Annotated in this window: 11 protein-coding genes; 6 read left to right on the top strand and 5 right to left on the bottom strand. The window is 67.4% G+C overall.

The features are described 5' to 3' along the window. Positions 1-157: 157 nt before the first annotated feature. Genes WBV89_RS07535 through WBV89_RS07545 form a run of 3 tightly spaced genes read right to left on the bottom strand, consistent with a single transcriptional unit; the run spans position 158 to position 3952 of the window. Entirely contained in the window at positions 158-1333 is a 1176-nt protein-coding gene (locus WBV89_RS07535) for a low temperature requirement protein A (protein ID WP_423980717.1), read from the bottom strand. A 37-nt stretch (positions 1334-1370) separates the two neighbouring features. Continuing rightward, on the bottom strand, positions 1371-2174 hold the full coding sequence (locus WBV89_RS07540) for an alpha/beta fold hydrolase (protein ID WP_423980718.1): 804 nt from the start codon (positions 2172-2174) through the stop codon (positions 1371-1373). A gap of 38 nt (positions 2175-2212) precedes the next feature. Then, positions 2213-3952 (bottom strand): N-acyl-D-amino-acid deacylase family protein, encoded by a 1740-nt coding sequence (locus WBV89_RS07545; protein WP_423980719.1) that lies wholly within the window; start codon positions 3950-3952, stop codon positions 2213-2215. 109 nt (positions 3953-4061) lie between these two features. Here WBV89_RS07545 and WBV89_RS07550 point away from each other — a divergent pair, with 109 nt between their 5' ends. Continuing rightward, positions 4062-4808, top strand: coding sequence for a dienelactone hydrolase family protein (locus WBV89_RS07550; RefSeq protein ID WP_423980720.1), 747 nt, complete (start codon positions 4062-4064; stop codon positions 4806-4808). Between the two features lie 3 nt (positions 4809-4811). Here the strand turns inward: WBV89_RS07550 and WBV89_RS07555 are convergent, their stop codons facing one another. Beyond that, positions 4812-5051, bottom strand: a complete 240-nt coding sequence (locus WBV89_RS07555; RefSeq protein WP_423980721.1) for a thiamine-binding protein — start codon at positions 5049-5051, stop codon at positions 4812-4814. Beyond that, positions 5048-5404 (bottom strand): helix-turn-helix domain-containing protein, encoded by a 357-nt coding sequence (locus tag WBV89_RS07560; protein WP_423980722.1) that lies wholly within the window; start codon positions 5402-5404, stop codon positions 5048-5050. The genes WBV89_RS07555 and WBV89_RS07560 overlap by 4 nt, the downstream gene beginning before the upstream one ends. A 192-nt stretch (positions 5405-5596) precedes the next feature. On the opposite strand from WBV89_RS07560, the gene WBV89_RS07565 reads away from it, so the two are divergent. The 5 genes from WBV89_RS07565 to WBV89_RS07585 form a co-directional block, all read left to right on the top strand. Beyond that, complete coding sequence (locus tag WBV89_RS07565) at positions 5597-6847, top strand: Zn-dependent hydrolase (RefSeq protein WP_423980723.1); 1251 nt, start codon at positions 5597-5599, stop codon at positions 6845-6847. Then, positions 6844-7893: an N-carbamoyl-D-amino-acid hydrolase gene (locus tag WBV89_RS07570; RefSeq protein WP_423980724.1), complete on the top strand. Its 1050-nt coding sequence runs from the start codon at positions 6844-6846 to the stop codon at positions 7891-7893. The genes WBV89_RS07565 and WBV89_RS07570 overlap by 4 nt, the downstream gene beginning before the upstream one ends. Continuing rightward, a complete protein-coding gene (locus WBV89_RS07575; protein ID WP_423980725.1) occupies positions 7886-10480 on the top strand; it encodes a molybdopterin-dependent oxidoreductase in 2595 nt (864 codons plus the stop codon). The genes WBV89_RS07570 and WBV89_RS07575 overlap by 8 nt, the downstream gene beginning before the upstream one ends. A 247-nt stretch (positions 10481-10727) precedes the next feature. Continuing rightward, positions 10728-11762 carry an amidohydrolase family protein gene (locus tag WBV89_RS07580; RefSeq protein ID WP_423980726.1) on the top strand — a complete coding sequence of 345 codons (1035 nt, stop codon included), beginning with the start codon at positions 10728-10730 and terminating at the stop codon, positions 11760-11762. Continuing rightward, positions 11759-13561, top strand: a 1803-nt coding sequence (locus tag WBV89_RS07585) for a 4Fe-4S dicluster domain-containing protein (RefSeq protein ID WP_423980727.1), incomplete at its 3' end; no start/stop codon positions are given. The genes WBV89_RS07580 and WBV89_RS07585, both read left to right, overlap by 4 nt.

The raw sequence follows: 13561 nt of genomic DNA on the forward strand, positions 1-13561 counted from the left end.
GCTCACGGCAGCGCCGTTGCCGCACGACGCGAGGATGGCCGCGCCGAGCACGAGGCCGGCCAGATGCTTCGTCGAGATCATGCGATGTGTGGACTGGCCCATGACGTGGTGCCGACCGAAGTGGCGCCGCGAACCTATCCGTGCGGCATCCGCCCGATCAGTCGTGGGCGTGAAGAACCTCGGGAGGGTCGCCACCCGACGAGTGGACCTCGATCCGAAGGTGTTCGACGACGAGGCCGACGATCGCGACGACGTCGAGGATGACGATCAACCAGACGCCGTGCAGGTCCGACCCGATGGTCAGCAGGCCCGCGAGGGCGAGCAACACGAGGAGTCGCTCCGTCGCGGGGACGCCGAACGCTCGGTAGATCCCCGCCGCGATACCTCCCGAGAACAGGGCGATGCCACCGAGCAGCAGCAGCCGGAACGCGAGGTCGAGCGACTCGTTCGGGTGGAGCGTGGCCTGTTCCAGACCGACGGCGATGAGGATCACCCCGGCCACGATCGGAGCATGCGCGTAGGTGTACACGTCGCGCGCGAATCGTCCGCGATCGGCACGGTCGGTCTCCTCGGCACGATGTTCCAGGGCGGGCTGGACACGATCGAAGTACGACCACCAGAGAATCGCGGCGGCGACACCGGTCGCCACCAACGCGATCACGGCCGTGGAACTGAAGCCCTCGCCGGCATTGAGCGGATCGACGACGGCATTGCCGAGTGCGACGATCACCTCGCCCAACGCGACGATGATGATCAGGGCGTGACGCTCTGCGAAGTGGCCGGGTCGGATCACCCACTGCCCGCGACCCGCGCGGATCGTCGCCCACACCACGATCAGGATCGACAGGATCCATGCGGCGGCGCGAGCACCATCCTCGAGGAATCCACCGACGACCAGGGCGACCATCGCCACCGCGTTCGGGATTCCGTACCGCACCGCCGACGCGAACTCGGCCGTCCCGGTCTCGACACCGATCAGCATGAGCGCGAGCGCCATCAGGTGGATCACGGCGAGCGGAATCGCGAACAGCGCACCGCCACCGTCGAACGCCGATTCGACGGCGGCGGCCATCGGAACGCTCGCTGCGGTTCCGACGAGGAAGAGGATCCGCACGGATCGTTGGTTGCCCGGAACCGCGTTGGCCGACCAGGTGAACTGGGTCCACGGCAACCAGAGGAGCACGAAGACGAGCGCGGCCTGACCGACGTGGTGCCAGTCGGGATGGACGAGCAGCAGGTGCACCAGCTGCGAGAACGCGAAGACGAACGCGAGATCGAAGAAGAGTTCGACGGGGTCCGCGGTGAAGTCCTCGGACGGCTCGGGGAACGCCACGCCCCTCATCGTCGGAACCCCCGAACCTGCACGACGGTCACGACCCCGCCCGGAGAAAATCGACGACGGTCGGCCAGGCCCGCGCGTCCTGGAACGTCATCAGATGACCGCCGTCGAACACCTCGAGGGTGGCGCCGGGTATGTGTTCGGCCAGGACCATCGAGTTCGCGACCGGCGCGAGTCCGTCGTGGCGACCGGCTCCGACCAGGGTCGGATGGTGAATCGTGCCGAGCGCGTCCACGACGTCGTGTCCGTCGCGGGCGCCGAGCTGGCGGTCGAGGCCGGCCTGCACGTCGGGTGACGGGGCCGCCTGCTGCTGTGCGACGATGAAGTCGTAGATCCCGCCGAGGCCGGGGATCGGCTCGACCGCCTCCGGGTGCCATCGCTCGTCGAGCAACCGCATCCGGATCGGGAACGCTTCGTCGGGATCCATCTGCTGGAGCAACGGCAGCCGATAGGAGGCGTGGTCACCACCGGGTGACGTCACGAGCAGGACGAGCCGGTCGACGAGATCCGGGCGACGCGCCACCAGGTTGAGCGCCACCATCCCACCGAAGCTCGTGCCCACGACATGGCACCGACCACCGGCGACGGTCTCGATCAACGCTGCTGCATCGTCGGCGTAGTCGGCCATCGTGTAGTCGGCGTCGGGCTTGTCGGTCCGTCCGAGTCCGCGTTGGTCGTAGTGCAGCACACGGAAGTGCTCGTTGAGCGGCGATCGCGCGGGGAACGTCTGCCGCAGGTCGCCGCCCGTTCCGCCGATGTTGAGCACCCACGGTCCGTCGGCGACGCCGTGCACCTCGTAGTACACGTCGATGCCGTTGACCGTCGCCGTCGTCATCGCACCATCATGTCGCGCGCGTGACCGAAGTCGGGATGTCAGGAACGAACGAGGCGGCCCGGACGCTCGCCCGTGAACGCATCGTTCTCGCGGGTGACCACGCCGCGGACGACCGTCGCCACGTACCCCTCGGCCGCCTGGAGCAGCCGGGTCCCACCCGCCGGGAGATCGGCAACGAGTCGCGGTTCGCGCAAGCGCAGGTTCTCGTGGTCGATCACGTTGACATCACCGCGCTTGCCGACGGCGAGCACACCGCGGTCGGTGAGGTCGAACAGCGCAGCCGTGTCCGCGGTCATCTTCTTGATCACGTCGACCAGCTCCAATCGAGGCCCGCGCGTGCGGTCACGCACCCAGTGGGTGAGCATCCACGTCGGGGTCGACGCATCGCAGATGAAGTTGGCGTGCGCACCGCCATCGGCCAGGCCGAGCACGGCGGCGGGATGGGTGAGCATCTCGTGCAGTGCATCACCGTTGCCGTGGGCGTAGCCGAGGAACGGCATCATGATCAACGCCTCCCCGCCTCGGTCACGCAGCCGTTCGTAGAGCTCGTCGATCGGCTCGACCCCGTTGGCCTCCGCGCATGCGGCGATGCTGCGATCGGCGGTCGGCTCGTAGTCGACCGGGTCACCGAGCAGGTACTGGCGCTCGTAGGACGAGACGACCTGGTACGCCATCGGCTGGATCTCGCGGATCGACTCCATGATCTCGGTCGACTCGGCGATGAGGCGAGCCTTGAGGTCCGGATCGCCCATCGCCTCGGCCTGTTCCGCGAACGACATGTCGAGGAGCGGCTCGAACGACGGCATGTCCTTGAAGCGATGCTTGGTCGACAGCCCGATGAGGATGCCGAACGGCCGACCCGCCACCTGCGGGATGACCCGGTGGCCCTCGTCCTGCGCCTGTTGTGACCGCTCCATCAGCTCGCGCCACTCGTCGGGCTCGACCATGTTCTGCAGCATCAGCCACGTGACCGGGCGACCGATCTCGTCGGCCAGACGACAGATCCAGTCGACCTCCTTCTTCGGTGCGACCAGGTCCTCGCCGCCGAGTCCGGCAGGGGCAACTTCGAACACACCGCGCCCGGCCCGCGCCATCGCCCGACCGATCGTGAACAGTTCGTCCTCGGCCGCGAACGTCCCGGGAACCGGTTCGCCGTTCATCGCCCGGTGACCGATCGTGCGGCTCGTCGAGAACCCCATCGCGCCGGCTTCGACGGCGTCCTGCACGAGGCGCGCCATCTCCGCGATGTCATCCGACGTCGCCGGCTCATTGTCGGCACCCCGCTGGCCCATCACGTACGTGCGCAGCGGACCGTGGGCGATCATCGCGGCCACGTCGGCTGTGTACTCACCGCGATCCAACTCGTCGAGATATTCGGGGAAGGTCTCCCAGTTCCACGAGATGCCCTCGCTGAGGGCGGCGCCGGGGATGTCCTCGACGCCCTCCATCAGTTCGATCAGGAAGTCGTGCTCATCGGGTTTCGCCGGTGCGAACCCCACACCACAGTTCCCCATGACGACGGTGGTGACACCGTGTGGCGTCGACGGTTCGAGTTCACCGTCCCAGGTGGCCTGGCCGTCGTAGTGCGTGTGGATGTCCACGAATCCGGGTGCCACGAGAAGTCCCGTGGCGTCGATCTCCCGACGCCCAGGACCGACCTCGGCGTCGGGGCCGATCGCGACGATCACTTCCCCGTCGATGGCGATGCTGACGTTCGGCTGCGGCTCGGCACCCGTGCCGTCGACCACGAAACCATTGCGTATGACCAGATCGTGCATGTGACGAGTCTCGCGCGCCCGCTTCTTCCGACACCGCCCGGAGCCGCCTCCGAAAATGCGCGTCGGTGCCAGGCACCGACGCGCATGTGGGGTCGTTACGGTCTGCGAGATGGAGACTCGCGAGCAGATCATCGACACGACGACGGACGACGGCGACATGGCGGTGCTCGTCACCCGACCGACCGACGAGGCCCCGGACGATTCGAATTGGCCGGCGGTGCTGCTGTTCATCGACGCACCGGGCATCCGATCTGCGACGCACGAGTTCGCGGCGAGATTGGCGGCCGCGGGCTACCTGGTCGTCGTCCCCGACCTCCACCACCGACAGGGTCGACTGCTCAACGCCGTCGACACCGCTCCACCCGAGGGGAAGACGACGCAGGAGATGGTGTGGGGATGGATCGGCGCGATGACCGACGACCAGATCCAGCACGACGGTGATCGAGCGCTCCACGCTGCGGGCGTCGCCGACGACACACCGATCGTCACCATCGGGTTCTGCCTCGGGGCACGCGCCGTCTTCCGGCGGATGATGCGCGACGGCGAACGAGTGCGGGCCGGAGCGGGGTGGCACCCGTCCTTCCTCGCCGACGACGAACCCGATTCGCCGCACTTGACCGCACCGCAGCTGGCAGCACCGCTGTACCTGGCGATCGGTGACGCCGACCAGGTCCAGTCGATCGCGATGCACCAGCGGTTCCTCGACGCCGTCGCACCCCTCGACCACGTCCAGGTGGAGATCTTCGAAGGTGCCGACCACGGATTCACGTGGCCCGGAGCGCCGAATTATCACGAGGTTGCGGTGACCGGTGCGTGGAAAGCCACGACCGCGCTGTTCACGAGCGCGTTCGCCTGAGGGTCAGCTTCCGCGCTCGATGCGGAGTTGAATCGCATCGGCACCGGCGGCGAACGACGAGCGCAGCAGCACGGTGACCGCGCCGATCACGTCGTCGAGCTCACCGGTGGCAACCGTGGCGAACGGACCCATGTCGGTCGACAGCTCCGCGTCCTCGAGCGCGCTCACCGCCGCGGTCACGTGCGGGCCGGGATCGTTCTCACGGAACGGCTCGACGAACACTTCGACTCGTGCGGGGTTCATGCTCGGCGCTCCAGTGCGTTGAGGTAGCTGTACAGGGTGACCCGACTCACGCCCATCGAACGGGCGATGCGGTCGACCGCGCCGCGCAGCAGGAACGCTCCCTGCTCGTCGAGCGACCGAACGGCGACCTGCTTCTGCGTCCGATCCATCGCTGCGAATTCGAGGCCGGCGTCACGTTCGACCGACTCGATCATCCGGTCGAGCGCACCGTGCAGCTCGGACCCACGGACATACGCGATCACCCGCCCATCGCGCTCGACGGGGAGATCGGCTGCGGCTCCGTTGCTGACGAGGGCACCGCCGAGGAACTCGACGACCGGCTGCAACGCCCGCAGGAAGTCGACGTCCTCCACGGCGCCGACAGTACAACGTCGAGTGTCCGGAGCTGGAAGACCACGGATCCATGTCCCGGCAGCATGGGTCCGGACCGGATTTCGGCTCGCTTTGCGAAGCCGAATCGTGCCGAGCATCGGTCCAGCGAGAAGTTCATCGTGCCGAAACCGTTGCTTGACACTTTGTAAAGGCCCACTGGTACTGTCGCGAAGGTGACGTCCGCGCCTCCTCGCATCGACATCGACCGCCTCGTTCGACGTCTGATGGAACTCGGTGAGATCGGCGCGATCGCCGGGACGACGGGTTGCTCGCGCCTTGCGCTCACCGATGACGATCGGGCCGGGCGAGACCTGGTGAGGACGTGGATGGACGAACTCGGACTCGACATCACGACCGACGGCATCGGCAACGTGGTGGCCACGATGTCGGGCTTCGATCCGTCGATCACGCCCGTGATGACCGGTTCACACATCGACACCGTTGCCACGGGCGGCCGCTACGACGGCAACCTCGGGGTGCTCGCCGGGCTCGAGGTGATCGAGACCGTCCTGACGTCCGGGATCGAGTTGGACCGTCCCCTCGCGGTCGGATGGTTCACCGACGAGGAAGGCGCCCGCTTCCCGCCCGACATGCTCGGCAGCCTGGTCTACGTCGGCGGAATGCCGTTGGAGGAAGCACTCGAGATCACCGATGCCGACGGGCTCAGCGTCGGTGACGAACTCGACCGGATCGGATATCGAGGCGCCGGGCCGACGCCGGGGCGCGTGCCGCACTCGTACGTCGAGCTGCACATCGAGCAGGGTCCGGTGCTCGAGGACGAGGACATCACGATCGGCGTCGTCGAAGGTGTGCAGGGCATTTCGTGGACCGAGCTCACGCTCACCGGTCAGTCGTGCCACGCCGGGACGACACCGATGCGATTGCGCCACGATCCCGCATTCGTCGCGGCCGACATCACCACGTTCGTCCGCGACCTCACCACCGAATTCGGCGGAGCGCAGGTCGCCACCGTCGGCGCGGTGACGCTCACCCCCAACCTGGTCAACGTGGTCGCATCCACCGCCACCATGACCGTCGATCTGCGCAACACCGACGACGCGATCCTCCAACAGGTCGAGACCAGATTCCGCGGGCACGTCGCTCGGGCCGCCGAACGAGAAGGGGTCGGCGTCGAGACGCGCACGCTCGCCCGCTTCGAGCCCGTCGACTTCGACCGGCGGGTGATCGACCTGGTCGAAGCGTGCGCGGCGGAACGCGGGTTGACGTCGAAACGGATGCCGTCCGGCGCCGGCCACGACGCGCAGATGTTCGCCCGCGTCTGTCCGACGGCGATGATCTTCACGAAGAGCGTCAACGGAATCAGCCACAACGTCACCGAATTCACCGCGCCCGACGACCTCGAAGCCGGCGCGAACGTGCTGCTCGACGTGATGCTGCGGCTCACCCGAGAGGATTTCGCATGACCCGATCCGTCAACGTCGGTGCCGCCCAGTTGGGACCGATCGCCCGCGACGAGTCGCGCGAGTCGGTCGTCGGACGACTGCTGGGACTTCTGCGTCAGGGAGCCGAGAACGGGTGTGAGTTGGTCGTGTTCCCCGAACTCGCCCTCACCACCTTCTTCCCCCGGTGGTATCTCGACGAGGGCGACGACGAGATCGCCGGTGACACCACCGAACTCGACAGCTACTACGAGACCGAGATGCCCGGCCCGGCCACCCAGCCGCTGTTCGACGAAGCGAAACGGCTCGGCATCGGCTTCTGCCTCGGGTACGCCGAGCTGACCCCCGACGGTCACCGCTACAACACCTACGTGCTCGTCGACCCCGCCGGCGACATCGTCACGCACTACCGCAAGGTCCACATCCCCGGCCACGAGAACCACGAGCCGTGGCGTCAGTTCCAGCACCTCGAACGCCGCTACTTCGAGGAGTCACCCGAAGGGTTCCACGTCCACGAGGCGTTCGGCGGTGTCGTCGGAATGGCGATCTGCAACGACCGGCGCTGGCCGGAGACGTACCGCGTGATGGGCCTGCAGGGGGTCGAGATGATCCTGATCGGCTACAACACGCCCCTCAACTACGCACCCGATCCGTCCCAGAATCCGCTGCAGGCGTTCCACAACCATCTCGTCATGCAGGCGGGCGCGTACCAGAACGGGACGTGGGTCGTCGGCGTCGCCAAGGGCGGCATCGAGGAAGGCGTCGAGTCGCTCGCCCAGACCGCGATCATCGCCCCGTCGGGCCAGGTCATCGCACAGGCGATGACGATCGGTGACGAGTTGGTCACCGCACGCTGCGACCTCGACATGTGCGAGCGCTACAAGAAGACCCTGTTCGACTTCGACCGGTACCGCCGACCCGAGATGTACGGCCTGATCGCCGCCACCGAGGGACCCCAGGCCCTCGTCGAAGGGGCACCCGACGCCGTCCCGCCCGGGATCATGCCGAACCGATCCGACGACACCCAGTCCGTCAGCCCCGCAACCTCAGGAGACACGATCGATGTCTGAGTTCACGCTCAACGGCGAAACCGTCAACGCTCGCGACGAGCACCCCCACCTGCTCGCCGCGTTGCGCGACGAACTGCACGTCACATCACCCAAGGACGGGTGTTCGCCCACGGGGCAGTGCGGCTGCTGCACGGTGTTGATCGACGGCAAGGCCCGCGTGTCGTGCCAGACGTCGATGGAGAAGGCCGCAGGATCCGAGATCGTGACCCTCGAAGGTGTGCCCGCCGACGAGGTGGCACGCATGGCCGATGCGTTCGCCGCCTGCGGTGCGTTGCAGTGCGGGTTCTGCACCCCGGGAATCGTGATGCGCACGAAAGCCCTGATCGACAAGAACGGATCGGCGCTGACCCGCGAGCAGGCGTCGCGCCACCTCGGCGCACACCTGTGCCGATGCACCGGCTACATCAAGGTGCTCGACGCGGTCGAAGCCCTCGCCCAGGACGAGATCCCGGTCGCGGTGCAGCCCGGCGGCGTCGGTTCACGCGGCATCAAGTACGAGGGTCGCGAGCTGTCGGTCGGCGTGCGGGACTTCATCGACGACATGAATCCCGAAGGCTGCCTGCACGGCGCGTTGCGTCTCAGCGATCACGCACGGGCCGACGTGCGTTCGATCGACACGTCAGCAGCGTTGGACGTGGACGGTGTCGAAGCAGTCCTGACCGCCGCCGACATCCCCGCCGCTCGCCGGGTCGGACTGATCCACAAGGACTGGCCGATCATGATTCCCGAGGGCGGTCGCACGTCGTACCTCGGCGACGTGCTCGCCGTGGTCGTCGCGTCGACACGCCAGATCGCGCGAGCTGCGGTCGAACTGGTCGAGGTCGAGTACGACGTCCACGAGCCGATGGTCGATCCCGTCCGGGTCATCGAGAGTTCCGAACCCGCGGTGTGGGAACTCGACGGCAACATCCTGTCGACATCGACGTATGCACGTGGCGACGTCGAGGCCGGGTTGGCCACCTCCGCGTTCACGGTCGAGGAGACGTTCCAGACCCAGCGGATCGAGCACGCCTTCCTCGAACCCGAGTCCACCCTCGCCATCCCGTCGGGCGCCCACCATCCGGGAACACCCGAGTCGCTGTACGTGTACTCCGGCGGACAGGGGATCTGGGACGACCGCAACGACATCGCCGCGATGCTCGGGATCGACCAGCAGCGGGTCACGACCGAACTCGTCTCGAACGGTGGGGCGTTCGGCGGCAAGGAGGACATGTCGAACCAGGCGCACACTGCCCTCGCCGCGTGGAAGCTCGGTCGGCCGGTCAAGATCACGCTGTCGCGCGAGGAGTCACTCCTCATGCACCCCAAGCGCCACCCGATCAAGATGCACTACCGCGCCGGCTGCGACGCCGACGGCAAACTCACCGCGATCCACGTGCGGATGATCGGCGACTCCGGGCCGTATGCATCGGTCGGGATGAAGGTGCTCGAACGCGCTGCAGGTCACGCCACCGGTCCGTACCTGGTCGACAACGTCGACGTCGAGGCGATCGCCGCCCGCACGAACAACTCGGTGTGCGGAGCTTTCCGCGGCTTCGGCGCCAACCAGGCGCAGTTCGCGATGGAAGGCGTGCTCGACCGGTTGGCCGATCAGGTCGGCATCAGCGGCTGGGAGATCCGGTCGCGCAACGTCGTCATGCCCGGCACCGTGTGGGGCCCCGGCCAGAAGATGGACGACGGCTGCAAGGGCGCGCGCCAGTGCCTCGATGCGGTCAAGCCCGCGTACGACGAGGCGGTCGCTGCGGGCAAATCGGTCGGGATCGGGCTCGGCTTGAAGAACTCCGGCCTCGGCAACGGCTTCAAGGAGATCGCACGTGCGGTCGTCCACTTCCGCGACGACGGGCTCATCGAGGTGCGCCACTGTTGGACCGAGATGGGCCAGGGCGTACACACCGTGGCACTGCAGGTCGCCGTCGAGGAACTCGGTGTCGAGGCTGAACGGATCCGGGTGATCGTCGACTCGACCCGCGAACTCGGTGCCGGTCAGACGACCGGGTCGCGCGGCACGTTGATGGGCGCCGGGTCGGTGAAGGCGGCGTGCGAGGCGGCGCTGGCCGACGGCTGCCAGATCGGTGTCGACTACGAGGGCGAGTACCGGGTCGACTGGACCAACTCGCTGAACGACGGACTCGAGAACCCGATCATCCACTCGACGTTCGGCTACGCGTCGCAGGTCGTCATCATCGACCCCGAGACCGGCGACGTCGAGAAGGTCGTCGCCGCACACGACGTCGGTCGAGCGGTCAACCCGATGCTGTGCGAGGGCCAGATCGAAGGCGCCGTGCACATGGGCCTCGGGTATGCGCTGTCGGAGGGATTCCCGTGCGACGAGACCGGCCGCCCGGTCAACGACACGTTGCGCAGCCTCGACATCATCCGCCCGAAGGACATGCCCCCGGTCGACGTCATCCTGGTCGAGGCCGCCCAGCCCGACTCGCCGTACGGCATCAAGGGTGTCGGCGAGATCGGCCTGGTCCCCACGGCCGGTGCCGTCGCCGCCGCCATGCACGCCCGCACCGGCGACTGGCACAACGAACTCCCCCTCGTGAACGAGAACAACCGCGAACGCGCCACCGCCTGGAACTGACCCGACCTGACCATGCCGATGCCAACCGCCCCGTGTCCCACCTCGCTCCGTGGGAAATTTCGTGAGATCGAGACGGCCAGCGTCACGATCACACGAAATTCGCGCAGCGTCGTGCCCGGCGGTTTGAAATTGTGTGAGATCGAGACGGCTGGCGTCACGATCTCACGAAATTTCTCTCGCGCAGGTCGGTGGGCAGTGGCGCAGGTCGGTGGGCACAGCGGGTTCGGGACCGGGTTCGGGGGCTGGGGTGAGTGACACCACGGCGGGGATGGTGTGCGCGCACCATCACCTGTATTCGGCGCTCGCGCGGGGGATGCCGCCGCCACCGGCGGATCCGACGTCGTTCCTGGGCGTGCTCGAGAACATCTGGTGGCGTCTCGACATGGCCCTCGACCTCGAGATCATCGAATGGTCGGCCAAGCTCGGCGCGCTCGAGGCGCTCGAGGCCGGCTGCACCGCGATCATCGACCACCACGAGTCTCCGCTGGCGATCGAGGGCTCGCTGTCGCTGATCGCCGACGCGTGCGCCGAGGTCGGCGTGCGGGTCAACACGTGCTACGGCGTCACCGATCGTCACGGGCCCGATGGCGCTGCCGCCGGATTGGCCGAGAACGACCGCTACCTCACCGACGGTGGACGCGGGATGGTCGGTGTCCACGCGGCCTTCACGTGCACCGACGACACCCTCGCCGCGGCCGCAGAACTGGCGCGGAAGCATGACGTCGGGGTCCACATCCACGTGGCCGAGGGGCCCGACGACGTCGGTGCCGCCGATCGCATCCGCGATCTGACCCGCGATGACTGGCTGCTGATCCACGGCGTGTACCTCCCCGACGACCACGGGCTGCGCGGCACGATCGTGCACAACCCACGCTCGAACATGAACAACTCGGTCGGCTACGCGAACCCGGCTCGCTTCTCGAACCCGATCGGGCTCGGGACGGACGGCATCGGCGCCGACATGCTCGCCGAGTTCCAACTCGCCTACGTCGCCCACCGTGCGGCTGACATCGGCGCCTCACCGGACGCGGCGTGGGCGATGCTCGACACGAATCGCGCGCTGTTCCCCGAGGTCGCGAACGACACGGTGCGCTGGTCGTACGACCCGGTCGAACCCTGGCACGTTGCGTTCACGCCGACGATCAACGTGATCGACGTCGACATCGACGGCGAACCCGCCTTGCGCGATGGCGCCGCCACGCGCGTCGACGCCGACGAGGTCCGGGCCAAGGCCGCCGAACAGGCCGCGAGGCTTCACGCCGCACTCGAGGAGATGCCATGACCGAAACACCGGCCACGACCGAGGCGACCGGCGCACCCCCGCTCACACCGATGTCGCTCCCGATGCTGCTCGCGCGGATCGAACACGAGTGGGTGACGCGCAAGCGGATCTTCGACCTCCCGACCGCGCGCTTCTGGAAGCCGGACACACTTCCCGGGGGCGGCGGCGTCGACCTGTCGTTCGAGTTCCTCGGCCGACCAGCGGCCAGCCCCGTCGGACCCGCGGCCGGTCCGCACAGTCAGATGGCGCAGAACATCGTGCTGTCGTGGCTCGGCGGCGCTCGACTGTTCGAGTTGAAGACGGTGCAGGTCCTCGACGACCTCGACATCGCCCGCCCCTGCATCGACATGCAGACCGTCGGCTACAACATCGAGTGGAGCCAGGAACTGACGGTTGCGCAGAGCCTCGAGGAGTACGTCAAGGCCTGGATGATCATCGAGATCTTGAAGCGGTGGGAGCCGCTCGGCGAGTTCATCGGCCGACCGGAGGACGGTGGACCCGGCCCGCACGTGTTCGACATGTCGGTCGGCTACGACCTCGCGGGGATCCAATCGGACAAGGTCGCGGGCTTCATCGACGCGATGGCGAACGCAGGCGACGAGATCGACCGACTGCGCGCGCAGATCCCCGACGATTCCACGTTCGCCGAGTTCCGCGACATCGATTTTCCGACGCACATCTCCGACACGATCACGCTGTCGACGTTCCACGGCTGTCCGCCGGATGAGATCGAGGCGATCACGAAACACCTCGTGACCAGGCACGACATCGACGTCATCGTCAAGCTCAACCCGACGCTGCTCGGTCCGGACGGGGTGAGCTCGATCGTCCACGACACGCTCGGCTACGAGTATGTGGAGCTGGTCCCGAAGGCGTTCGAAGACGACCTGCCGTTCGACCGGGCGATCACCCTGATCGACGAACTCCACCGGTTCGCGCTCGCCCACGGGCACCGCTTCGGGATCAAACTGACCAACACCCTCGTCGTGCACAACCACAAGGAGTGGATGCCCGACGAGACGATGTACCTGTCGGGCGCTCCGCTGCACGTGCTGGCGACCGCGGTGCTCGACAAGTTGGCCACGGCGCTTCCCGGTCGGTTCATGATCCCCGGCCACGACGGTGCCGGATCTTGCGATGATCCGGACGCTCCTGCTCACGGTGGCGACATCATGGTCAGCTTCTCGGCGGGGGTAAACAAGGACAATCTCGCCGACACCATCGCGATGGGCGTTCGGCCGGCCAGCGTCTGCTCGGACCTGCTCAAGCCGGGTGGCTACGGGCGGCTCGCACCGATGCTCAAGGCGCTCACGCAAGCCGTCGCCGACTGTGAATCGACCGATCTCGACGGTTTCCGAGCGGCGCGCCTCGATGCAGCACGCACCGGGGGCCACACGGCGACCGTCGCATCTCATCTGGCCCACATCACCGGTCCCGACCTGGCGAGCTATCACCTCACCGGCAACGAGAAGCTGCCGCGCCACGTCGACCACGAGCTCGAGATGTGGGGCTGCGTCGCGTGCAACTTCTGCGTCACCGTGTGCCCGAACGACGCCTTCTTCAAGGTGCCGACGCCGGCCGCGCTCGCCGGCGAGGTCGAATCGGCCGGGGGCTCGGCCGGTCGGCAGCAGTACGTCGTCTTCAGCGAACTGTGCAACGAATGCGGGAATTGCCTTACGTTCTGCCCCGAGGAGGGCGACCCCGCGATGATCAAGCCGCGCCTGTACCTCGACGAGTCGCGTTTCGACGCCGCGGAGGGTCCGCGCTTCCTGATCGGCGTCGAGGGATCGATCACCGCG

Origin of the sequence: Ilumatobacter sp. (assembly GCF_049588435.1) — a bacterium.
Taxonomy (GTDB): Bacteria; Actinomycetota; Acidimicrobiia; order Acidimicrobiales; family Ilumatobacteraceae; genus Ilumatobacter_A.

Bases quoted from the DNA above. Each gene is read 5' to 3' on its own strand.
- WBV89_RS07540 (WP_423980718.1), bottom strand. From the start codon at position 2,174: ATGACGACGGCGACGGTCAACGGCATCGACGTGTACTACGAGGTGCAC.
- WBV89_RS07545 (WP_423980719.1), bottom strand. From the start codon at position 3,952: ATGCACGATCTGGTCATACGCAATGGTTTCGTGGTCGACGGCACGGGT.
- WBV89_RS07550 (WP_423980720.1), top strand. From the start codon at position 4,062: ATGGAGACTCGCGAGCAGATCATCGACACGACGACGGACGACGGCGAC.
- WBV89_RS07555 (WP_423980721.1), bottom strand. From the start codon at position 5,051: ATGAACCCCGCACGAGTCGAAGTGTTCGTCGAGCCGTTCCGTGAGAAC.
- WBV89_RS07570 (WP_423980724.1), top strand. From the start codon at position 6,844: ATGACCCGATCCGTCAACGTCGGTGCCGCCCAGTTGGGACCGATCGCC.
- WBV89_RS07575 (WP_423980725.1), top strand. From the start codon at position 7,886: ATGTCTGAGTTCACGCTCAACGGCGAAACCGTCAACGCTCGCGACGAG.